Consider the following 21,024-nt stretch of genomic DNA (forward strand, 5'->3'; position numbering starts at 1 on the left):
ATACTGCTGAATTTCCGATACCCAATATCCCGAATAAAAAGCGAAAATACAACACGTTTGAGAGCGGGTCGTTCCTGCTATTTCTCGCCGCGCCTGGGAAACAATTGTTTGTTTGCATAGAAACGCTTGACTTAAGGCACAAAAACAGGCTAATATGTATGAGAAAGACGCGTTTGCTCGGGAAAGAAGATTCTCTTCCGCACTGCGGGGGTGGGTCTGCGAACGCGGCGTGGAACCGGCGGGGGTTTCATATGAAATGGAATGAAAAAATGGCCACGGGAATTTTTGAACAGCACCTGCGAAGGATGGTGGCAAAAAAAATACTGCTTCTTCTGGCGGTGGGCATAGCGCTTTTTCTTGTCGGTTTATATGCCGTTACACTCGGTGCGAACAGCACAAATGCGTCGGATAACCTGCAGATGCTGAAAAAGGTCTACATTTCGCTATATCAGAAAAACAGGGATTTCCTGTTCGATAAACAGACGATTACCCTGAGTGAAAAAGCTCTGCGGGATCATGGAGATTCCGCTGACCTGAACTACTGGTTTCAGGAATTTAACGGAAAATGCAGCGTAAAAAATGAGGTAATTCTTTCCGATTATCAAGGGCGTGTGGTTTACTCTTCATACGAGCAGGGGGTGCTGTCGGATTACCGGGTGAACTACAATGCTGCCATATGCCACAATGCAAAAGAGCTGAAGCCTGGCCAGATCTACAACGCCGTTTATTACGACAGCGGCAATTATTCGGACTACATTTTCGTCATGCCTGTTTATTCGGACGGAGCTGTCCTTGGGTATGTTAGCCTGTATCTTTCCGGTGACGACTGGAACTTCTATCTGCTGAACTACAATTACGACGGAGCCATCACGGATGACAAGAACAACGTCATATATGCCAGTAAGCCGAAGTTGATCGGTTCCAGCAACAAATTCTACGGACAGGAAAACGGCATTTGCTATTACAACGACGAGAGATTCTGGATGAAATCGGAGTCGCTGCCGGAGTATAAGGTGAAAATCTTTTCTCTGGTTTATTACCCTAAGAACTCCGCGCTTCTCATCGGCCTATTCGTCATCACCATCATGGGCATCAGCTGGTACCTGCTGGCAAACTGGATGGCCGGCTCCATGGCAAAAAACAATGCAATGCGAATTGGGCAGCTTCTCAGTGAGATCCGCATTATCCAGAAGGAAGACCAGGCGCACCGCATTTGTATGGATACGCAGGACGAGTTCAATGAAGTCGCCGTGCAGATCAATTCCATGCTGGACAGCATCCGGGATCTGCACGGCCGGAACACCGAGCTGTTACAGTTGAAAAATACCATTGAAATGAGCCAGCTCACGGCTCAAATGAACCCTCATTTTCTTTACAATACGCTTGAGATTATCCGAAACCTTGCCCTGTTTGACGGCGAGCGGGCTGAAAAACTGATCGTGCAGCTGACGCAGATTCTGCGGTACAGCATTGACAAAAGCCGGGAGGATGTCCTGCTGGAAGAAGACATGCAGTATATCCGCGATTATCTCGACATCCAGAAGTGCCGCTTTGGGGACAGACTGAGCTGTACGGTCAATATTGACGCAGACTGCGACAGAAGCAACATCCCGAAGCTTGTACTCCAGCCCATTATTGAAAACAGCATTAAATACGGCTTCAGGAAAAAGATGAATATAAAAATTAAAATCCGTGGCCATATGGAGGGGAACATGCTTGTGCTGTCTGTAAAAGATGACGGCTTCGGGATGCCGGAAGAAGATGCGTCATCCCTAAACAATTCCCTTGGAAAAGCATATTTCCCGGAAAAGTCCTACGGGCTTCACAATATTTCAAGACGACTTTTTCTCCGCTACGGAGAAGAAAGCGGAATTCATATTGTAAACCATCAGGGTTACAGCTTTGAGGTGATTCTGAAAGTGATACAGCCGGGCGGGAGGGACCATGTATAAAATTTTGATTGCCGAAGACGAAGATATCATTCGGAAGGGCCTGGTTTTTTCCATACCATGGGCGCAGATGGACTGCTCCGTCATCGATGAGGTTCGCAACGGTGTTGAAGGAATTGAGAAAATTCGGGAACACCAGCCCGACATTCTGATTGTGGACGTCAATATGCCCGTTATGGATGGTCTGGAAATGATCCGGCAGACTTACGAGAAATACGATTACATCGCAATCATCCTTTCAGGTTATTCCAACTTTGAGTATGCACAGCAGGCTATCTGTTGCGGAGCAATGGGGTACCTTTTAAAGCCGCTGAAAATAGAGGAACTAAAGGACGCGATCCTGCGGGCACAAAAGGAATGCGAAGTGCGGCGTGCTTATGTGAACAAGCAGTTCAGCAAAGAGGAATGGAAGCATTTTAATTTGCTAAAGGAGGGACGGGAAGCCGCAGGCAGCGATGAAGTGGCGCAGCGGATGCTGGATTATATTGCGGCGCATTACCGTGAAAAAATTATTTTGCAGGATGTGGTAAAGCAATTAAGTTACAGCGAAACTTTGTTGAACAAACGATTCAAAGAAGCCACTGGAATCACGTTCATTGAATATTTAAACCGTTACCGAATTCAAAAGGCGCTTAAACTGCTGCAGAACAGACACGGCACAATATCGGAAGTGGCTTGGGAGTGTGGAATCGGAGATTATAAATACTTTGGGACGGTATTTAAAAAATATATTGGTTGCAGCCCTAAGGAATATTTGACAGAAATCGGCGGTTTATGAAGTCAAATCAACTCGCCAGCCGGTCGGAAAACAGGATGTAAATAAGAAGGGGCTGTGCAAAATATATTTATCCAAAAATTATGCACAAAAAATGCGCCTGAATCTGGCTTATAAAAGCCGTTCCAAGGCGCATTCTCTTATTTTTGAGGTTGTTTCGTAAGCGTCAAAACCTAATGGTACCTTGACGACAGACAGCCGAAAAGGCCCCGACTTGTGAATCTTCAAGTCGGGGCGAAAGTTCAGTTTTTAGGGGAACAGCCGGCTTTACAGTTTTCCGGGGCGTTCCACGGCAGCAGAATTTTAACCGTATCCGGATCCTTGGACATAAGGTAACCGTCAAATTCACCGTCACATTGTAGGGATTTATGATCCTCTGACCTCTTTACTATCTATTTTTTAAGTAGTAAAATGAAACAAATAAGGAGAGGTCGGTATGATAAAAGTTCAGCATTCAAGGCCGCATTTAATTTTCTTTATACTGTATTCGCTATGCAATTTTGTACTATGGTATTTATCAGATAATGGCGGCCTTTTTATTATGTTAGTTTGGAATGCCTTTTTATCATTTTTACCTGTGCTTTTTTCACAATTTACTGTTTCTTCTTTAAGTAATCATAAGCGTTTTGGGATATTATGGGCATTACTTTGGATTATTTTCTGGCCCAATACGTTTTATATGGCAACAGATATTGTTCATTTTACAGGAGATGCTTTTTTTCAAGTAGTAAAAGGTATTCCCTATGTTGAACAGCCTCAGATCATATATTCAGATAATCTTCTATTATGGTCAAAAGGAGTCATAATTGTTTTAGGGATTTTATATGGAATTATGAATGGAATTAATTCAGAAATGATTTTTGAAAACATCCTCATAAATAAATATGGGAAAGGTAAAAATCTACTATTACGTTTTATATGCTCAATTTTGGGTGGAATAGCAATTTATATAGGACGATTTTTGCGATTCAACTCGTGGAATATTTTTAATCCGATCAGAATAGTGACCGGTTTCCAGCTTTCTGGGCATGAGTGGAGATTCGTCTGTGGCTTTGTAGGAATATTTGCTGCATTTATACTGTGCATATTGAGTTTTGCAAAAGCCTTTTACCGGCAAAAAAACAAAATTGATACATTAAGTTGAGATATTTTCTCATCAAGTATATCTTGACTTTGATTTTTCAATCGTCCTGTTTCAGCTCGTCAATAATTCCGCGCTGTTCCAGCAGCCAGCCGATGAAATCCCGTTCCGCCATTTTCCCGGCCTTGACCTCGGCCTTGCGCCGTTTTGCCTCGATGCGAAAGTCCTTCATAGCCGATGCGCCGAATGGGGAAATCTGGCCTACGGCTATCTTTGGTGGATCCTTGACGGCGACAGCTATGCGGCTCTGGGTGACGGAGGCAATGTAATCTATGTGAATACAAAGAAAAAAATGGTGATTTCCATTGCTTCGCTTCTTATACCGGATGCCAAGGTCCGGTGGACCTCAAAAGATATGACGCGCTTACCGGCGGGAAGGCGGTGATTGCTCATGTCCGTTGATCCGGTACAGGAACAGATCCGGCTGTATGCGAAGTTGAGGCTGCCCACTTTTGCCAGGTACCCGGATATTCTGCGGAAAGCCCGCCCGGATGCCCGCTTTGAGGAATTGCTGTTGGAACTCATGAAGGCGGAAACCGCGCAGCGTCAGGAAAACCAGAACCGGAAACGGCTGAGAACCGCGGGCTTTCCCTACACAAAAACCTTGGACGAGCTGGACCTGTCCCGCTATGACGGAAATCTTTCCGAACTGTTTTTAAACGAGCTTGTCAGCTGCAAGTTCATCTCTGAGAAAAAGAATGTAGTCATGATCGGCAATCCCGGCCGCGGCAAAACCCATATGGCCATCGGGCTCGGTCTGAAGGCCTGCGCGCTCGGTATGAGCGTGCTGTTCAAGAATGCGGCAACGCTGTCCACGGAACTGACCGAGGCCAAAGACAACTATGTCCTGGGCAAGTTGGAAAAGCGTATCCGTCAGGCGGATCTGCTTATTTTAGATGAAATGAGCTATGTGCGCTTTGACCGTTTTCAGTCGGAGCTGCTGTTCAAGGCCGTCTCCGACCGCAGCGAGCGCGGCAGCATCATCGTCACGACAAACCTTCCGTTTTCACAGTGGACGGAACTGTTTGAGAACACGGCCATGGTCGCCGCCCTGGTAGATCGGCTCACGTTCAAGTCTTATGTCCTTGACATGAACGGCGATTCTTACCGTCTCGACCAGACCCTGAAGGCACATCATTCTTAAACAGGTGGCCTACTTTCTGGTTGGCGGTAGTGGTATACTTTTAAGTCAGCGCCTGGTCTACTTTCTGGTTGACAAACACAAATCACCCGATTTTTCATTCTCAATTTCTTTTTTTCTGTCATTTAACATTTTTTCAAGTTCATCGATAACGTTTGATTCATTTTCCGTATTTTCCAGTTTAAGCAGGGTTGCTACTAGATGAGGAATTGCAGTTTCCTTGCTCGGATCAAAATAATGTGTAAACTGCATTGTCGCAAAATCATTAGCGCTTAACAAAGGTTTATATTCACGTGCGTTTGTTTTATAAACTTTTGTATAAGATGATACCTCTATGACTTTCTTGGAGAGCAATGATTTAATTGTGTTTTGCACGCTAAAAATGCTGAAATTGTTATCTCCTGTAAGTTCAGATATTTCGGTGGCCACGCTCATCGAATTTATCAACGCCTCGGAAGTGAGAGAAGATGACGAAGAATTTAAAAATCCCGTGGATCTCATGTTTGAAGCTCTGGAGAAAGAGAAGCCAAACCACTTCGCCGTCCGGCAATATAAAAAGTATAAGTTGGCGGCGGGTGTTATATGCTCTAAGAGGCTTATTTATCATGTTTTTTGTCATGGTTAATGAAGCTGCTTAGAGCATTTTACATATAGGAGGTCGCAAGCATGGGAAACGGCAAAATTACTCCGCTATACGAACGGTTATCCCGTGACGACGAGTTGCAGGGCGAGAGCAACAGCATATCCCACCAGAAGCAAATGCTGGAGGAATATGCTCGGAGAAACGGATTTCCCCGCCCGACCCACTTCACCGACGATGGTATAAGCGGTACCCGGTTTGACCGCCCCGGATTTACAGCTATGATGAAGGAAGTCGAGGCAGGGCATGTAGAGGCTGTCATTGTGAAGGACATGAGCCGCTTGGGGCGCGATTATCTCAAAGTCGGCCAGATCATGGAGATTCTGCGGCAGAAAAATGTTCGACTGATTGCCGTCAACGACGGCGTTGACAGCGCCAGAGACGATGACGATTTTACCCCCTTCCGCAACATCATGAAGAGCATACATTATTGGGGAACGTCGTGCTGAAAAATACTCAAAACCTGTAAGACGGCCTATTTTCATTGCATATCAAGTTCCCGGTTGATCTGTCCGACGAAACGATAGAACACTTTCACATCCTGCCTGCGCTTACCGTCAACGACGGTGCGTTCGCCTATTTCAATGTGGTCTATCAGCTCGTCGATGGTTTCCCGGTCAAGTTCCTGTAAGTTCAGATATTTGCGTATCGTCGCCGCCCAATTCTGAATGTCGGCGGCATCCTGATCGGATTTTTTAACTTCGGACAGAAGCGCGTCAAGGCGTTCCGCTTTGATAAGGCGCTCCTGTTCGTTTTTTGTTATCAGCACCGAGAAGGTGCTTTCGCTGACCGCGCCGCTAACCTTATCCTCATAGAGCTTTGCGGTTATGCTCTCCAACTCCTGCAAGCGGCGGCGCAGTTTTCCGATTTCCTGACGGGTATTCGCTGTGCGCTGGTCATCATACTGCGCCATCCGACGTTTGAGCTTCTCCACCGCACCGGCTTCATCCAGAGAGGCGGCCTCGGCGTCCGCTTTGATCTCAGCCATCACAATCTGCGCCAACGTCATTTCATAGATACGGTGCCAGGAACAAACGCTCCGGCCCGACTGGATGTATCTCTCACAGCAGTAGGAAACATAGTGTTTTACGGTGCCGTTTTTACGATGCTGTGTCTCTGTGCTTGCGCCAAGCGGACCTTTGCAATCGGCGCAGACCAGCTTGCCGGAAAAAAGGCTTCGGGTCGGCTTTCGGTTATTCTCAACGCGGCGCTTTGCGGCTTCGTTAATTTTGCGCACGGCCTCCCATTCTTCCGGAGCAACGATTGCTTCATGGGTTGCCTCGCACCGTATCCACTCGGATTCCGGCTTGTAAATCATCGTGCCGTCCTTATAAGAACGGGAGCCGGTATAGTTCATAAGCAGGTTTCCAAGGTAGACCTCGCTGTTCAGAAGGTTTTTTACAGTTGCGCAGGTCCAGAACTGGGAATACCGGCATTCGCCGGTTCCGTACAGGCTGTGCCAGTACCCGCGAGGGGAAAGGATACCGTCCAGATTGAAAGCGGCGGCAATCTTGCCGTAGGCCGCGCCGTCCCGCCGCATGGAAAAGGCTCTGCGCACCACGGCGGCGGAGTATTCGTCGATCACCAGCTTGTGTTTATCGTCCTCGCTTTTGCGGTAGCCGTAAGGGGCGTAAGCGGAAAGAAACTGCCCACTTTTCATTTTGGCGTACCGCACGGATTTGATTTTGTTGCTTAAATCCTTCAAATGGTAGTCGTTCATGAGGCTGCGGAAGTGGAGCATATCGGTGTTGTCACCCTCTGTGTCCAGACAGTCCAGAACGGAAACGAAACGGCACCCAAGGGAGGGAAATACAACGTCCGTGTACCGTCCCACCTCCACGAAGTCGCGCCCCAGCCGGGACAGGTCTTTGACGAGGATTAAATTGATGATACCTTTTTTGGCGTCTTCCAGCATCTCCAGAAAACCGGGGCGCTGGAAGTTGCCGCCGCTGTACCCGTCGTCGGCGTAGGTTTTCACCTCCGTCCAGCCGTTCAGCATCACGAATTTGGAGAGGATTTCCCGCTGATTTTCAATACTGGCGGATTCGTCGGCGGGGATGTAGCTTTTCGCTTTCGCGGAGTTGGAGGCGTCGTCCACGCTCAGGCGGCAGTAGATGCCGACCTTATACAGCTTTTTCATAACGCTCCCTCTTTTCCTGCGTCAGCGCCTCGTCCACATTTCCGACGTAGCGGTAATGCACCTTGATGTCACAGACGCGAAAATCGCCCTGCTTTTGGGTTTCGCCCACCTCAATGCGGTCCACCAGCTCAAACAGGATGGTTTCATCCAGCTCCGTGATTTCCGTATAGCGCCGGATAATCTCCGTCCAGCGGTCCGCGTCCTGCCTGTTTCCACGCTGCGCCCGGACCTTTTGTTCCAATTCCGGGAGGGCGGCGGCTTTTTCCGCGCGCTCGGATTCGTATTTCTGCATCAGGGTCTGAAACACGGTCTGCGGGATGATGCCCTTGCATTTGTCCTCGTAAAGATTTTGCATCAGCTTTTCCAGCTCGGCAACGCGGTCGGTCGCCGTTTTCAGCTCCTGTTCATAGGAGGACAGGCGGCTGCGGGTTTCCTTATCTTTCAGACGGGTGATCTGCGCCACAAGCCGGTCCCTGTCGTACTCCGCATACCGTGCTTTTTCCCGGATATCCGCCAATACGAGCTTACTCAGCACATCCTCATAAATCATGTGGATGGTGCAAGCGGTTTTCCCGCTGCGGCTGTAATTGCCGCAGATGAAGGAATGAAATACCTGCGTATGGCCGTTGCTGTACTTGCGCGTCTCATTGTGGGACCGCATTTTGAAGCCGCAGTCGGCGCAATAGACAAGGCCGGTGAAAATGCTTTTTCGGCCTGCGGCGGCGGGAGATTTCCGTACCTTCTTCTGGTCGATACTGACCACGGTATCCCACACGTCGCGGGGGATAATCGCTTCGTGAGTGTTTTCCACCCGTATCCATTCATCCTTCGGTTTTACAATGAGCTTGCGGGATTTATACGAGAGCGTCCCGTGCTTGCCCTGTACCATATTGCCGATGTAGACCTCGTTTCGGAGGATAACCTGAACGGTGGTATTGGCCCACTGATGGTTGACTTTACGCGGATCGCTTCGCCCCTTGCGCTGATAGTACAGCACTCCGGGCGGCTGAATCCCTTCCTCGTTGAGCGCGACGGCAATGGACCAAAAGCCCATGCCCTGACAGCGCATGGCGAAGATCCGGCGCACAACCGGCGCGGTTTCCTCGTCAATCACAAGACGGTGCTTATCCGCAGGGTCGCGCTTGTAGCCGTAGGCGGGATAGGTTCCCATGAATTTCCCGTCCTCCGCACACGCTTTCTTGACGGCCTTGACCTTCTTGCTGGTATCCCGGCTGTAGAACTCGTTAAATAAGTTCAAAAAGCACATGACATCGGTGCTGCCGTTGGTGCTTTCCGTGTCGATGCCGTTGTTCAGCGCAATGAAGCGGCACCCGATGGAAGGGAACAGGTAATCTGTGTATTGCCCGAATTCGATGTAGTTTCTGCCGAAACGCGACAGGTCCTTGACTAAGATCACGTTGATGCGCTTTGCTTTGGCATCCTCAATCAATCGCTGGACGCCGGGACGGTCAAAATTCGTTCCGGAATATCCGTCGTCGGTATATACGTCGATTTCATTCCAGCCGCGTTCCCGGACGTACCGTTGTAGAAGCAGCTTTTGATTTTCAATGCTGGCGGATTCACCGTCGCGCTCATCGTCGTTGGACAGTCGGCAGTAGATACCCACGTTGTATGTTTTTTCGATCATCTATGTTTTACCTCCCGATCATCTCAGCATCATACCCCGTGCGGTTTTATGGCTCTCGGACATCATCAGGATAACGCGGGAGCTTTCGCCGCGCAAGGATGCGGCTGGCCGAGAGGTTTTATCGTTAAGAAGCAGAAGGGATGCGGGGCGGTGTAAGCTCTGTCATGGCGCGCCGGACGGCGAGCTGTTCCAGCGTATGCCCCAGGTCCTTCTCACCGGAAAACACGCTGGTCACGCGATACAGCGTATTCCCGATCTTGACCTCCTTGTAAGATGTATTTGCTTTTCCGCATGGTGTGGCTTGCTCCATAAAGAGACACCTCCATTCCAAACCATACCCATATAAAAATGACAGCCGCGCCGATTATAAGATAGAGCAGTCATACGGCTGGCGCGTTTCGGCGCGGCTGTCCCCTTGTTTCGATTTGCTTTTTATGTTTACAGACATTCCGGACGAACAGGCGGCGTACCTGTTACCATAGGAATCGCACCTCCCCCCATTCTGATGGCGGGCCGTTCTCATTGCCTGCGAGCGGTTTCGAGCCAAATTCCAAATTTGGCTCTGCACGCCTCGGACTGTGACTGAACGGAAGTTTCATTGCATACAGATGCTTGCCGCAGAGCCGCCCTGCGTCTGAAAGACGCTGTTCTGCTTACGGCGCTGATGTTTTTCGCTCCCTTTCCGTTACGCTGAAAATCAATCATCCCCTCTCCCGCGTAAGGAAAGATCGTGGCGCGCCCGCCGTCCGGCTCCCTGTATGCCGCTGCTTGCGGTATGTATCCGGCTTGTCCCTTATTCGATTTTCAAGGTTCAGCGAAGAATAAAAACATATCCCTCATAAGCCTTTTCATCTTCAGGGCAAAAGTTGCTCCCTTAAATGAAATTTTTGAGGACTGCCTCCATATTTTTCAGCGCCTTATTGATAGAACGTGAGATTTGACTTTTATTTACCCCTTCTGCCTTAGCAATGGCACTTTTGCTCATTCCCAAGAAGTAATGAGCATAGATGCGCTTGGCCTGCTTATCCGGCAAGGCGGCGATGGCAGCGTGAAGCTGCTCAGCCGTCACTTTGCGCTCATAGATTTCGCAGGGGGACAGGGACACGAACAGGATGTCACGCTCGATGCCGTCGCCGCGATCCAGAGAGTAATACGCCTTATGACGGTATCTCCGCAGATAGTAGGCGGCTTCGGCGTGTTCATAGGAATCCATGAGTGCCGCAACCTCGTCCGGTACCTCAATGATGCAGTCGGTGGTATAAAAATCGGGATAATAGTCCCGCAGATTGATCTTGACCATTTTCTTTTCCTCCGTTTCGATTTTTAGGCTTGGGCAAATCGAAACAGAGGATGGAGGGGAGCGGCAGAGGGGCTTTATATCACACCGCGTCTAACGTACCAGAAATATTTATCCAGAGAAAAGAAGATAAAAAACGTACCAAAGCAGAATATCCTCCGCATGGTACGTCGAAATTGATACAAATTACATACTATTATGTCATAGCTTGCATATGCAAGGTTAGAATTTATCCTTATGGAGCAATAACTTTTTTTAAGCGATTACCTTGGAAGATTGCCCATAGAATATTCAGGCCATCTGCTAAACTGCCACCTTTCTATAAAAGTGGTATTTTGGTAGTAAAAACAACATCTGCCAAAGCTCCTTTCAGTTTGCTTTGGCAGGTGACTCATTTGATTTTGGATGCATTAATATAACCCGCCAAAGCAGTCTTTTTTTTCTTGCCTTGTCCGGCTGTTATTTTTGTGAAATATGTTGCATGCAAATATGACGCACAACCACATTATGTAATCATCTTTTTTCTACTAAACTTAGATAAGAGGTGATACATAATGCACTATGACATGAAGCGAATGGGTACTATCATTCAAGGAGCCCGTATATCGCGCGGAATGACACAAACAGCGCTTGCTGACAAAATAGAAGTTTCTTTAAGAACCATCATTGCCATTGAAACTGGAAAACGAAATCCAACATTTGAGGTCCTTTATAAAATCATTCAAGAATTAAGTATTCCAGCTGATCTTATTTTTCGTCCCGAGGATGTAACTGGTACGCCAGAGCAGGAACAATTTATTCGGGAGTTCCGGGATGCTAACGAGCAAGAACAGCAAATTGCTATTGCATCAGCAAGAGGTATTTGGAAAGAACTCCGCCATGAAAACAAGGGATAGTATTTGAACTAACTTAACCACAAGTACAATCAACTTTATAGATCATGTACAAGGAGAGCCGATAACTGTGATTAATCTCACATGTTATCGGCTCTGCGTCTCAGCGGCTGGCTCTTTGATAACTGATATTTTCAGATGTCGTACATTTATTAGTGTCTCATGTTTGCACTTAGGACAAAATAGCGGAAAGTTTTTAAGGATTGTATCCTCACGGATTTTTAGACGTGTCTTGTTATTACAAACAGGGCATAATACCCATTTGATTTCCGTCGTAATATCACTCCTGTCATAGTTTTATCATTCATAATCAAAACATATCTTGACTCTATCCGGAGTGGCAGAGTCAAGATATGTTTTTTGCAACCAGACTATCATAGTACGTTTATTTACCTTAGACTCTTGGCTTTATGCCCCTGCCTTTCGGTCAGTTTGCCTTTTCTGATATTTAATTTTATATGCTAAATTAAGAAATTTGGACCTGCATTTTTTCAGTGTTATGCCTGCCAATTAAAGCAGCTCCGATTGCGCCGTTGAACTGCGGATAATTTGCCTTGTAAATATCGCACATCAGTTCATCTTCCAACGCAGATCGAAGAGCATCATTGTTAGCGCCGCCTCCGGTCATCATCACATCGCCATCCGACTTATATTTACGCGCCATTTTGGCGATACGGTTTGCCATGGCTATATGCATACCTGCAAGGATATCACTTCGGCTTTTCTTTTGAGCAAGAAGAGAGATCACTTCCGTCTGGGCGAAAACGGCGCAGGTGCTGTTGATTTGACAGGGGTCTGTACTCTCTTTCGCAAGCGAAGCAATCTGATCAATGGTAGTTTCCAGAAGATCAGCCACGACCTCCAAGAACTTTCCTGTTCCAGCGGCGCATTTATCATTCATTGTAAAATTAACGATATGTCCATCGGGGCCAAGGCTGATGATCTTGCTGTCTTGGCCTCCGATATCAATGATCAAGCGCGGATGCACGTTTTCAGGGGCTGTCAATTGTACACCGCAGGCATGAGCGGTGATTTCTGAAATTGTGGCATCTGCGAGGCCGATACTGCGCCTGCTGTATCCGGTTGCGGTGATTACGGCGATATCATTGCGTGTGATACTTTGGCTCGCATAGATCTTTTCCAGCAATTTGGCCGCAGTTTCCTCACAGTCGATGCCTGTTGGAAGAAGTTCAGCGCCTAAAACACAGTTATCCTTTATCAATGCCGCTTTCAGGTATGTCGAACCGGCATCCAGCCCCACATAATAGTTTCCCATGTATTTATCTCCTTTGTTCTATCAATTCAACAAACGCTTCCAGACGGATTTTTACCTGTTCTGCATCCTCGGCGGAGAAATCTGTTTCCACACGCAGAACCGGAATATCAAGCTTATCTGCCAGCTGTTCCACCATGGACAATTCGAAGTCGTAAGGCGTGCAGCCGCGCAGGATATGATAAATAACGCCCTCCGCTTTCGTCTGACGCAGTTTTTCTGTGAGACTGCTGAGGCGATCGTCCGTCTGCTCGAATACCGGACACGTACATGCGCAGACATATCGCGCCGTAAGCGCACGTAAGATGCCGTCTGTACTGTACTCATCAGGAACAACGGGGTCATATAAAAGCCTCCCCGCCATACACGTCTCGTCTCCGACAATCTGTGCCCCCAGACCTTCCATCAAAAACGGCAGTTTATAGTTTGGAAATGTAATGGGAGAGCCTGCGATAAAGATACGCGGCTTTTTCCTTTTCAAAGGCTGCATGGCAGCTGCTTTTTGGGAAAGTCCGGCATTTAGTATTTTCGCGTGCTGCGCCCAGCTTTCCGGCGTATCATAGCAATAGCTGTTCAGCACAGCCATAACCTGTGAACCCGTGACAGGCGGATTGTCGGATGAGAGCAAGCCGTATAGTTTATATGCTTCCTGCTGTGCCGCATTAATGCTTTTGCAGGATTCAATCAGTTTCCGGTTGGAGAACCTGCGGCCCGTTTCTTTGGAAATACTTTTCATGAGAGCATGCATGTTTTGCAGGTTCTGCGCAAAGCGTTCCTCCGACTTATCCATTTCAATTGGCAAGGGAATAACCGGAAGGTACTGCGACAAAAGCGCAGCGCTTTTTCGCTTGCCATCGCAGGTCATCGGCAGCACTGCCAGCCTGCACTGCTGATAGATCGGCATGACGCGCATTGCGTGAAAACCGGCAGTTGCCTTCAGGACTGGGCAGGCATCACGCGGGACGATCTCATCCCCGATCATCGCCGCAACGCTGTGCCCAGCGCATAAGCGCAGCGGCCTGTAGCCGAATGCGTATATCATTTCATCCGGCACCATCACGCAGTAGCTACCTATGTACTCGTTGTCATCCTTTTCAAAATCGACGAATGTTCTTTTAAGAACATTCGTAAAATATTCAAGCCCCTTGGGAACATCTCCTATGGATGTCAACTGTTTCAGTGAACCAGCCGAAACGCGCGAAATATTTCGCTTATAACGTTCTAATGTACGCTCTTCCATTATTTCACCTGCTTACTATTACGTTTGGATGACAATACCTTTTTCCCAAATAGGGTAAAGGAAAGCACATCCTGCTCCGGGCATGCCTCAATGCATTTCATACAGTAGATACAATCCGAGTGAGTGATATCGGATTTGTTGCGTTCTTCATAAATGGAGCGGATATCCATTGGACAACATTCAAGACAAGCGCGGCAGTGTGTACACGCGGTGCCGTCCTTTTTAATTTTTCCGAAGCTGATTTTATTGACAAAGCCCCGGAGTGTCCCTAGCGGGCAGTATTTACAGAACGCCCTTTCTTTCAGAAAACAAATTCCCGTTACAATACCGACAATAATGATTTTATAGATACTCATATCTGCGCTGCTGAAGGAAAGGTCGGGCCGTATATACATAACTGGGCGCAGCCCAAAAAACAAAACGCTGGCCAGAAAATATACAAGTATGATCCATTTCAGCGGACGCAAATAGGATTTCACCTTTAATGACACGTGGAACGTCGGAATATGCAGTTTTTTCCGAAGCATTGAAAGTAGTTCCTGATAAAATCCCAGCGGACAAACATAGCCGCACCAGAGACGCCCAAAAACTAGAGCACTGAAGATGCTGAGCAATAAAATAATAATCCGGTATCTGCTTCCAAGGAAAGCGAGCACGGCAGCGGCAATCAGAAGACATGTGATACGAAAAGCTGTAATTTTACGCTGCTTCAATGTGTTTCCTCCTCACTCCGCAGTACCGGAAGCGGTTTAACGCGGTTTTTCTTTTTTCTGTAATAGACTGTCATGCCTCCCGATGTCAACACGGCAATACCCAAAATAGAGGCAACATTTTCGATACGCTTGAGCGTCTTAGCCTGCATAGCGGTTTCGTTTTGATTACCGCCGTTTGGAATTGTCGTGCTTTCGTCGCTTTGAGTAGTGCTGCTAACGGGAGTTAATGTCCGGCCTGCTGGATTCTGCGCAAGATTTGCTTTGACAGCGAAAAAAACGATTGTAACAAGAATGGCGGCAATCACGATGGTTATTATTCCGCGGTGTGCTTTTGCCGCTTTTGTTTTTTCCATAACTTTTCGATGCAGTTCTTGTAAAAGAAAGCTGAATGACATAAGTTCCTCCTTAATCGCTTTGAGTTTATAAACTGGTGAGTATTCATTTTCATATTGCTGCGGACAGTCTTCCGGTCTGCATCAGCAGTTCAGAAAAAGCTTCCAGGCGGATTCTGATCTGCTCGGTATCGGCATTCGTATAATCCGTTTCAATGCAGACGAACGGAATCCCCGCCCTGATGGCGGCCTTTTCAATCCGATTCGCTTCATAAGCATACATGAGTTGCCCCTTGAGCAGATGGTAGATGACGCCGCTGGCGTTTTGCAGGAAAGAAGTATCAGAACACAGTGCGCGAGCAATATCGTTTTGTGCCGATCTGTAATGAAGTTCATTCAGATCCCTGAACATGGAATTTAGCGAGGAAGGATCATGCTCCATAAGCTCTGTGTAATCCTCCGGATCAGGGACTCCGCAGTGATTCTCATAATTTCGGATGCCGACATTATGTAATACAGTCGGGATTTTGACATTCGGGAAAAAGATCGGTGACCCGATCAGCAGCAGATGGGACCGGTTTTCGGGCATCGGCTTCAGGTTTTCCTCGGCGAATCCATTCACGCGGTCGGTCCATTCCTGAATGTCAGGAGCAAGATAATAGGTCTGCTTGATAAAATCCTTTGCGATTTGCGGAATATCCATAGTCTTAAGGCGCCGGATGGCATCATGTGCGCTGGTGATTTGCTTCGCGGCAGTTCGGATGCTCTTGGCGGTGATCGGTCGGTGTGTGAGCTTTTGCAGCTCCATAACTAAATCCATCTGTGACGACCGAAACCGTGATGTGGCTTTTGAATCCAGAAACGGCTCCTCCTCCATCACGATTACCGGATGCCCCAGATCCTTGAAATAAGGCAGAACTTTACGCGTATCTGCGTTGCTCACCGGAACAACCATCGCGGTAATATCCCTCATGCAGGCAAGCTGTTCGGAAAAGAGAATGCTGCTTGCAGATTTGAGCACAGGGTCCGAAATCTGCGGAAACACCTGTTCTGCGTATTGATCCGTAAAGTAATTGCCTCCCAGCAAAAATAACGGTTTCGCGCCGGTAGCCCGAATATATAATTCAGGAATACCGGTTCCCAATACCGCTATGGACGGCATTTCTGTCTTTTGTTCCCCAAACCAGAATCCCTTCCAGATATCGAAAAAATAATCCAGCGGGATATCTGGTGCTTTTTCGCGCACGGCATCCATCGATTTCAGGATTTGATCCTCATATTTTTTATCCAAAACATTTAAGTCCCCTTTCATCTTTGATACTTTTGTATTATAATCAAAAACAAAAGTGAAAGGAGTAACCATGGTTACTCCTTTGAAGAGAGGTGCGATATTTTGGATAATTTTATTTCTTTTCTAGAAACGGTAAATCTGTTTAAGTGCTTCTCGAATAATGAACTGGATAAATTGTTTCAAAATAATCTTTACCGTACCAGCACTTACTTCAAAGATTCCATAGTACATCTTCAGAACGAAAAATGTGAAAGCCTTGACATCATTTTGAGCGGGACTGTCTTAGTACAAAAAATTGATTCGGATGGGGATCTGCTCACGATTTGCAGTTTTTCGGCTGGTGAGGCTATGGGAGAAAATCTTCTTTTTTCACATAGAAATTTTTATCCCATGACGATCACAGCAAAGTGTGATACGGAAATTCTCCAAATCAAGAAGGAATTAATTATAAAGCTGTGCCAGGAAAACATGAAGTTCTTAAATGGTTTTCTCCAGTCTGCATCAGACAAAACATTGATTTTAATGGGGAAAATCAAGACTTTGGCATTGAAAACTATCAGGCAGTGCATCATTGAGTTTTTACTTTACGAGTATCGCGTTCAAAAGTCTACAACCATTAAATTGGATATGACAAAAAAAGAGTTGGCTGAAAAAATAGGAGTTCAAAGGCCTTCCTTATCAAGAGAGCTAAATAAAATGAGAAAAGATGGTCTTATTATCTATGATTCAAAACAGATTACCATCACGGATGTTGATTTGCTGAACAAACTGCACATTGATTCCTAAAAATATTATTATGTTGAAGCAAACAGTGCCATAATTATGTCATTCTTTGCGGCAAGAAATATGGTTTATTTTATCATTAACGTCAGAGGTATCGTTGAGACTGACTACCGCGCTGGTTTCTTATAACAGCTTGAATTGATTTTTGTGGTAGCTCAAAACGCCATCGTCCCTGAGCTTTGAAAGCTCAGCCGACATGGCGCTGCGTTCGACGGAAAGGTAGTCCGCGAGTTCCTGCCGGTTAAAAGGAATACTGAAACGGGTGTTTTCTGCTTTCTTCGCTTCGGCCGAGAGATAGGCAAGGAGCTTTTCGCGAGTGGTACGCTTTGACGTAAATTCAATTTTCTGCGTCAGCGCTATATTTTTCATGGCTATAATGCTTAGCATATTCTGAATGAGCTTGCCGTGAAAAGCACACGCCCTGGCGCATGGAACGGCAAGCCTGTGACAGTCGATAAATAGCAGTTCGCTTTCGGTCGTTGTGATTACTCTGACCGGAAGCATTTTTATTTCCGCGCAGGCAAAGGATTCCCCGAACAGATTTCCAATGTCAATTTTTCCGAGGATGCTTCTGTTTCCGTAATAGTCATCCTGAACGACCTGAACCTGTCCCGATAGAACAATGCCGAATTTTTCGATGCTTTCGCCGCTGGAAAATACGGTTTGCCCTTTTTCAAAACGAACCGATTTCGCGGCCAGGCACAACAAAAGCGGCTGCAAATCTGCCTCTTCAATGCCTCTGAATAATTGTACTGTTTTCAATACATCCAAATAATTTCTCATAAAATCCTCTTTCGTTGGAATTCCAACAGACTTATTGATTTAAGAATAGTAAACTCAAACCATAAAGTCAACAACAACTTGAAAGTGGGGGACGGAACATGATTCGAAAAATTATCAGAATTGATGAAGAGAAATGCAACGGCTGCGGACTGTGCGCAAAAGCCTGTCACGAAGGGGCAATCGGAATGATAAACGGAAAGGCCAAGCTTCTCCGCGACGATTACTGCGACGGCCTCGGCGACTGCCTGCCGGCCTGCCCGACAGCAGCTATCAGTTTCGAAGAACGCGAAGCGAAAGAATACGATGAAGCCGCCGTGAAGAAAAGCAAGCTGAGCCAGCAAGCAGAAACGTTGGCCTGCGGATGCCCTGGCACACAATCTAAATCCATCCATCGGGAAAATAAGTGTGAGGCCGTCCATTCCAATATCAGCGAAAACAAAAGCCAGTTGTCACAGTGGCCCGTCCAAATCAAACTTGCGCCGATCAATGCTCCGTATTTCGCGGACGCCAATCTACTGGTCGCCGCCGACTGTACGGCCTATGCTTACGGCGATTTTCACAACAGGTTTATCAGGAACAAAGTGACCCTGATTGGCTGCCCCAAGCTTGACGAAGGAGATTACAGCGACAAACTCACGGAGATCATTAAAAACAACAACATTAAAAGCGTTACAATCGTCAGAATGGAAGTCCCCTGCTGCGGCGGGATCGAAAACGCGGTAAAAAGGGCGCTTCAAAACAGCGGCAAGTTCATTCCTTGGCAAGTAGTGACGATTTCAACCGATGGGAAAATTCTTGATTGACAGGAGGTAATCATAATGATAGAAAAAGAGTATAAACTGTCCAAAACCAATGAAAAAGTGATAGAAAAAGTCATATTTGACGAAAACCTTCATTACCTTCACATGGTGTTTAACAAAGGCGAGGGATTGCCGGAACACTTTACCAATTCAAACGTGTATATGACCGTCATTCGCGGACGGCTCTCCATCGACCTTGATGAACAGGAAATCCATGAGTACGAAGCCGGGACTCTGCTGAAAATCCCGTTTCAAACTAAAATGAATGTCAGAAATGTGCATGACGAAACGCTGGAACTAATTGTCGTAAAAGCGCCCGCTCCGAAAAGCTGAGAAAACGAAGGAGGAACTCGGATGAAAAAGTACAGGTGTATTCCCTGCGGGTATATCTATGATCCTGCGCTTGGTGATCCCGACAGCGGCATCGCGCACGGCACGGCATTTGAAGATTTACCCGATGATTGGCAGTGCCCGATTTGTTTTGTCGGCAAAGACGAATTCGAACCTGTTGAAGACTGAATTTTAAAGGAGGAAGCAAAATGAGCATGTTTTGTTATCAGTGTCAGGAAACCGCCGGAGGAAAGGGCTGCGCAGTGCGCGGCGTCTGCGGAAAAACCGAAGAAGTAGCGAAGCTTCAGGATCTTCTGATTTATGCCCTCAAAGGCATCTCGCAGATCGTAGTCAAAGGGAAGCTCGATATCAAAAGCCTCGGCGAGACAAATTATGAAGTTCTCAGCAGCCTGTTCATGACCATTACCAATGCGAACTTCGACGACGGCTCTATTGAAAAGCAGATCATGAAAATGATTGCCGTAAGAGACAAGCTCAGAAATTCCGTTGCTTCTGCGGGTTTACACGATGCGGCCACGTTTACGGTAAGTTCCAGAGCGTCCATGCTGGAAAAGGCCGCTACCGTCGGCGTGCTGTCAACCGAAAACGAGGACGTGCGTTCTCTCCGCGAGATGATCACATACGGCCTTAAGGGTATGGCTGCTTACGCCGAGCACGCGAAAAACATCGGAAAAGAAGATTTGACCATCAACGCCTTCATCTATGAGGCACTGGCGGCAACGTTGAACGATTCCCTCACCGCTGACGATCTGGTCGCACTGACGCTGAAAACCGGCGAATACGGCGTAAAGGCCATGGCCCTTCTGGACGAAGCCAACACATCAAGGTTCGGCAATCCTGAAATTACTGAGGTCGATATCGGTGTCCGTAAAAATCCCGCAATTCTGATTTCCGGCCATGACCTGACCGATCTGGAACAGCTTTTGGAGCAGACCAAAGGCACCGGCGTGGATGTGTATACCCACAGCGAGATGCTGCCCGCCCATTATTACCCGGCTTTCAAAAAATACGAAAATTTTGCGGGCAACTACGGCAACGCCTGGTGGAAACAGCTTGATGAATTTGTATCCTTCCATGGTCCCATCCTGTTTACCACTAACTGCATCGTCCCGCCCAGAAGCGAAGAGGTCCGGGGCAGAATCTTTACCACGGGTTCCACCGGCTATCCCGGCTGCAAGCACATTGAAGCGGACGAAAATGGCAAAAAAGACTTTTCCAAAATCATCGAGCTTGCCAAGACTCTTCCCACACCCGATGAAATTGAGACCGGCAGCATCGTCGGCGGCTTTGCCCATAACCAGGTGTTTGCTCTGGCTGACAAAATTGTTGACGCCGTTAAATCCGGTGCGATCAAAAAGTTCTTCGTCATGGCTGGCTGCGACGGACGCATGAAGTCCAGAGAATACTACACCGAGTTTGCTGAGAAGCTCCCGAAGGACACTGTGATTCTCACTGCTGGCTGCGCGAAGTATCGCTATAATAAGCTGAAGCTGGGCGACATCAACGGAATTCCAAGAGTTCTAGACGCTGGGCAGTGCAACGACTCCTATTCGCTTGTTGTCATCGCGCTCAAGCTCAAGGAAGTTTTCGGGCTGGACGACATCAACGACCTGCCCATCGTTTATAATATTGCGTGGTACGAGCAAAAGGCCGTCATCGTCCTGCTGGCGCTGCTGTCCCTGGGCGTAAAGAACATCCACCTAGGCCCCACGCTGCCGGGTTTCCTGTCGCCCAGCGTGGCAAAGGTCTTGATTGAAAAATTCGGAATCGCAGGCGTGGGAACAGTTGACGATGACATCAAGCTGTTTATGGATGCCTGATTTAAAAAAGGAGA

Annotated in this window: 23 protein-coding genes, 1 pseudogene and 1 riboswitch; of the genes and pseudogenes, 11 read left to right on the forward strand and 13 right to left on the reverse strand. The window is 47.3% G+C overall.

Features of this window, described 5'->3' with window-relative positions; all coding sequences use genetic code 11:
* The first annotated feature begins 251 nt into the window (after nt 1-251).
* The 3 genes from HCR03_RS16200 (at nt 252) to HCR03_RS16210 (ending at nt 3,868) form a co-directional block, all read left to right on the forward strand.
* Entirely contained in the window at nt 252-1,952 is a 1,701-nt protein-coding gene (locus HCR03_RS16200) for a sensor histidine kinase (protein WP_187035374.1), read from the forward strand.
* Nucleotides 1,945-2,727 (forward strand): response regulator transcription factor, encoded by a 783-nt coding sequence (locus tag HCR03_RS16205; protein WP_156990853.1) that lies wholly within the window; start codon nt 1,945-1,947, stop codon nt 2,725-2,727. Before HCR03_RS16200 ends, HCR03_RS16205 begins: the two co-directional genes overlap by 8 nt.
* A 433-nt stretch (nt 2,728-3,160) precedes the next feature.
* A complete protein-coding gene (locus tag HCR03_RS16210; protein WP_156990852.1) occupies nt 3,161-3,868 on the forward strand; it encodes a DUF1361 domain-containing protein in 708 nt (235 codons plus the stop codon).
* 37 nt (nt 3,869-3,905) lie between these two features.
* On the opposite strand, the gene HCR03_RS20190 is transcribed toward HCR03_RS16210, so the two are convergent.
* On the reverse strand, nt 3,906-4,037 hold the full coding sequence (locus tag HCR03_RS20190; protein ID WP_267459190.1) for a hypothetical protein: 132 nt from the start codon (nt 4,035-4,037) through the stop codon (nt 3,906-3,908).
* Nucleotides 4,038-4,256: 219 nt separating this feature from the next.
* On the opposite strand from HCR03_RS20190, the gene istB reads away from it, so the two are divergent.
* Nucleotides 4,257-5,009, forward strand: a complete 753-nt coding sequence (gene istB, locus HCR03_RS16215) for an IS21-like element helper ATPase IstB (RefSeq protein WP_187035376.1) — start codon at nt 4,257-4,259, stop codon at nt 5,007-5,009.
* A gap of 57 nt (nt 5,010-5,066) precedes the next feature.
* Here the strand turns inward: istB and HCR03_RS16220 are convergent, their stop codons facing one another.
* Complete coding sequence (locus HCR03_RS16220; protein ID WP_187035377.1) at nt 5,067-5,441, reverse strand: hypothetical protein; 375 nt, start codon at nt 5,439-5,441, stop codon at nt 5,067-5,069.
* 231 nt (nt 5,442-5,672) lie between these two features.
* Here HCR03_RS16220 and HCR03_RS16230 point away from each other — a divergent pair.
* Nucleotides 5,673-6,089: pseudogene (locus HCR03_RS16230) on the forward strand (recombinase family protein); the annotation flags it as partial.
* 38 nt (nt 6,090-6,127) lie between these two features.
* Here the strand turns inward: HCR03_RS16230 and HCR03_RS16235 are convergent.
* From HCR03_RS16235 to HCR03_RS16250, 4 genes are all read right to left on the reverse strand, one after another.
* On the reverse strand, nt 6,128-7,786 hold the full coding sequence (locus tag HCR03_RS16235) for a DUF4368 domain-containing protein (RefSeq protein ID WP_187035379.1): 1,659 nt from the start codon (nt 7,784-7,786) through the stop codon (nt 6,128-6,130).
* Complete coding sequence (locus tag HCR03_RS16240) at nt 7,770-9,434, reverse strand: recombinase family protein (RefSeq protein ID WP_187035381.1); 1,665 nt, start codon at nt 9,432-9,434, stop codon at nt 7,770-7,772. Before HCR03_RS16240 ends, HCR03_RS16235 begins: the two co-directional genes overlap by 17 nt.
* A gap of 124 nt (nt 9,435-9,558) precedes the next feature.
* Nucleotides 9,559-9,744, reverse strand: a complete 186-nt coding sequence (locus HCR03_RS16245; RefSeq protein ID WP_187035383.1) for a hypothetical protein — start codon at nt 9,742-9,744, stop codon at nt 9,559-9,561.
* Between the two features lie 564 nt (nt 9,745-10,308).
* Nucleotides 10,309-10,734 (reverse strand): sigma-70 family RNA polymerase sigma factor, encoded by a 426-nt coding sequence (locus HCR03_RS16250; protein WP_187035385.1) that lies wholly within the window; start codon nt 10,732-10,734, stop codon nt 10,309-10,311.
* 551 nt (nt 10,735-11,285) lie between these two features.
* On the opposite strand from HCR03_RS16250, the gene HCR03_RS16255 reads away from it, so the two are divergent.
* Complete coding sequence (locus HCR03_RS16255) at nt 11,286-11,627, forward strand: helix-turn-helix transcriptional regulator (RefSeq protein ID WP_013485816.1); 342 nt, start codon at nt 11,286-11,288, stop codon at nt 11,625-11,627.
* 84 nt (nt 11,628-11,711) lie between these two features.
* Here HCR03_RS16255 and HCR03_RS16260 read toward each other — a convergent pair whose 3' ends face one another.
* From HCR03_RS16260 to HCR03_RS16285, 6 genes are all read right to left on the reverse strand, one after another.
* Complete coding sequence (locus HCR03_RS16260) at nt 11,712-11,903, reverse strand: cysteine-rich KTR domain-containing protein (RefSeq protein ID WP_013485815.1); 192 nt, start codon at nt 11,901-11,903, stop codon at nt 11,712-11,714.
* 79 nt (nt 11,904-11,982) lie between these two features.
* Nucleotides 11,983-12,071, reverse strand: a riboswitch (cyclic di-GMP riboswitch).
* A 19-nt stretch (nt 12,072-12,090) separates the two neighbouring features.
* The gene (locus tag HCR03_RS16265) at nt 12,091-12,900 is read right to left on the reverse strand and encodes an acyl-CoA dehydratase activase (protein ID WP_013485814.1); all 810 of its coding nucleotides are present in this window, start codon (nt 12,898-12,900) and stop codon (nt 12,091-12,093) included.
* 4 nt (nt 12,901-12,904) lie between these two features.
* On the reverse strand, nt 12,905-14,137 hold the full coding sequence (locus HCR03_RS16270) for a 2-hydroxyacyl-CoA dehydratase subunit D (RefSeq protein WP_013485813.1): 1,233 nt from the start codon (nt 14,135-14,137) through the stop codon (nt 12,905-12,907).
* The gene (locus HCR03_RS20655) at nt 14,137-14,793 is read right to left on the reverse strand and encodes a 4Fe-4S binding protein (protein ID WP_407926876.1); all 657 of its coding nucleotides are present in this window, start codon (nt 14,791-14,793) and stop codon (nt 14,137-14,139) included. Before HCR03_RS20655 ends, HCR03_RS16270 begins: the two co-directional genes overlap by 1 nt.
* Before the next feature lie 53 nt (nt 14,794-14,846).
* Entirely contained in the window at nt 14,847-15,245 is a 399-nt protein-coding gene (locus HCR03_RS16280; RefSeq protein ID WP_187035388.1) for a hypothetical protein, read from the reverse strand.
* 49 nt (nt 15,246-15,294) lie between these two features.
* Complete coding sequence (locus tag HCR03_RS16285; protein WP_187035390.1) at nt 15,295-16,473, reverse strand: 2-hydroxyacyl-CoA dehydratase family protein; 1,179 nt, start codon at nt 16,471-16,473, stop codon at nt 15,295-15,297.
* Between the two features lie 102 nt (nt 16,474-16,575).
* Between HCR03_RS16285 and HCR03_RS16290 the strand changes: the two genes are divergently transcribed.
* Nucleotides 16,576-17,259 carry a Crp/Fnr family transcriptional regulator gene (locus HCR03_RS16290; protein ID WP_013485809.1) on the forward strand — a complete coding sequence of 228 codons (684 nt, stop codon included), beginning with the start codon at nt 16,576-16,578 and terminating at the stop codon, nt 17,257-17,259.
* Nucleotides 17,260-17,379: 120 nt separating this feature from the next.
* On the opposite strand, the gene HCR03_RS16295 is transcribed toward HCR03_RS16290, so the two are convergent.
* Nucleotides 17,380-18,039 carry a Crp/Fnr family transcriptional regulator gene (locus HCR03_RS16295; protein ID WP_187035392.1) on the reverse strand — a complete coding sequence of 220 codons (660 nt, stop codon included), beginning with the start codon at nt 18,037-18,039 and terminating at the stop codon, nt 17,380-17,382.
* A gap of 98 nt (nt 18,040-18,137) precedes the next feature.
* Here HCR03_RS16295 and HCR03_RS16300 point away from each other — a divergent pair, with 98 nt between their 5' ends.
* Genes HCR03_RS16300 through hcp form a run of 4 tightly spaced genes read left to right on the forward strand, consistent with a single transcriptional unit; the run spans nt 18,138 to nt 21,010 of the window.
* Nucleotides 18,138-18,842 (forward strand): 4Fe-4S binding protein, encoded by a 705-nt coding sequence (locus HCR03_RS16300; protein WP_187035394.1) that lies wholly within the window; start codon nt 18,138-18,140, stop codon nt 18,840-18,842.
* Nucleotides 18,843-18,857: 15 nt separating this feature from the next.
* A complete protein-coding gene (locus HCR03_RS16305; RefSeq protein ID WP_187035396.1) occupies nt 18,858-19,172 on the forward strand; it encodes a cupin domain-containing protein in 315 nt (104 codons plus the stop codon).
* Nucleotides 19,173-19,193: 21 nt separating this feature from the next.
* Entirely contained in the window at nt 19,194-19,358 is a 165-nt protein-coding gene (rd, locus tag HCR03_RS16310; protein ID WP_187035399.1) for a rubredoxin, read from the forward strand.
* Nucleotides 19,359-19,378: 20 nt separating this feature from the next.
* The gene (hcp, locus tag HCR03_RS16315; RefSeq protein ID WP_187035401.1) at nt 19,379-21,010 is read left to right on the forward strand and encodes a hydroxylamine reductase; all 1,632 of its coding nucleotides are present in this window, start codon (nt 19,379-19,381) and stop codon (nt 21,008-21,010) included.
* Nucleotides 21,011-21,024 lie beyond the last annotated feature (14 nt).

This window comes from Caproicibacter fermentans, assembly GCF_014303955.1.
Taxonomy (GTDB): domain Bacteria; phylum Bacillota; class Clostridia; order Oscillospirales; family Acutalibacteraceae; genus Caproicibacter; species Caproicibacter fermentans.

What these genes read in the sequence shown, in the direction of transcription:
- istB (WP_187035376.1), top strand. Translation starts at nt 4,257, where the DNA reads ATGTCCGTTGATCCGGTACAGGAACAGATCCGGCTGTATGCGAAGTTG.
- HCR03_RS16300 (WP_187035394.1), top strand. Translation starts at nt 18,138, where the DNA reads ATGATTCGAAAAATTATCAGAATTGATGAAGAGAAATGCAACGGCTGC.
- HCR03_RS16305 (WP_187035396.1), top strand. Translation starts at nt 18,858, where the DNA reads ATGATAGAAAAAGAGTATAAACTGTCCAAAACCAATGAAAAAGTGATA.
- HCR03_RS16220 (WP_187035377.1), bottom strand. Translation starts at nt 5,441, where the DNA reads ATGAGCGTGGCCACCGAAATATCTGAACTTACAGGAGATAACAATTTC.
- HCR03_RS16240 (WP_187035381.1), bottom strand. Translation starts at nt 9,434, where the DNA reads ATGATCGAAAAAACATACAACGTGGGTATCTACTGCCGACTGTCCAAC.
- HCR03_RS16200 (WP_187035374.1), top strand. Translation starts at nt 252, where the DNA reads ATGAAATGGAATGAAAAAATGGCCACGGGAATTTTTGAACAGCACCTG.
- HCR03_RS16295 (WP_187035392.1), bottom strand. Translation starts at nt 18,039, where the DNA reads ATGAGAAATTATTTGGATGTATTGAAAACAGTACAATTATTCAGAGGC.
- HCR03_RS16245 (WP_187035383.1), bottom strand. Translation starts at nt 9,744, where the DNA reads ATGGAGCAAGCCACACCATGCGGAAAAGCAAATACATCTTACAAGGAG.
- HCR03_RS20190 (WP_267459190.1), bottom strand. Translation starts at nt 4,037, where the DNA reads ATGAAGGACTTTCGCATCGAGGCAAAACGGCGCAAGGCCGAGGTCAAG.
- hcp (WP_187035401.1), top strand. Translation starts at nt 19,379, where the DNA reads ATGAGCATGTTTTGTTATCAGTGTCAGGAAACCGCCGGAGGAAAGGGC.
- HCR03_RS16280 (WP_187035388.1), bottom strand. Translation starts at nt 15,245, where the DNA reads ATGTCATTCAGCTTTCTTTTACAAGAACTGCATCGAAAAGTTATGGAA.
- HCR03_RS16250 (WP_187035385.1), bottom strand. Translation starts at nt 10,734, where the DNA reads ATGGTCAAGATCAATCTGCGGGACTATTATCCCGATTTTTATACCACC.
- rd (WP_187035399.1), top strand. Translation starts at nt 19,194, where the DNA reads ATGAAAAAGTACAGGTGTATTCCCTGCGGGTATATCTATGATCCTGCG.
- HCR03_RS16265 (WP_013485814.1), bottom strand. Translation starts at nt 12,900, where the DNA reads ATGGGAAACTATTATGTGGGGCTGGATGCCGGTTCGACATACCTGAAA.
- HCR03_RS16205 (WP_156990853.1), top strand. Translation starts at nt 1,945, where the DNA reads ATGTATAAAATTTTGATTGCCGAAGACGAAGATATCATTCGGAAGGGC.
- HCR03_RS16270 (WP_013485813.1), bottom strand. Translation starts at nt 14,137, where the DNA reads ATGGAAGAGCGTACATTAGAACGTTATAAGCGAAATATTTCGCGCGTT.
- HCR03_RS16235 (WP_187035379.1), bottom strand. Translation starts at nt 7,786, where the DNA reads ATGAAAAAGCTGTATAAGGTCGGCATCTACTGCCGCCTGAGCGTGGAC.
- HCR03_RS16255 (WP_013485816.1), top strand. Translation starts at nt 11,286, where the DNA reads ATGCACTATGACATGAAGCGAATGGGTACTATCATTCAAGGAGCCCGT.
- HCR03_RS16210 (WP_156990852.1), top strand. Translation starts at nt 3,161, where the DNA reads ATGATAAAAGTTCAGCATTCAAGGCCGCATTTAATTTTCTTTATACTG.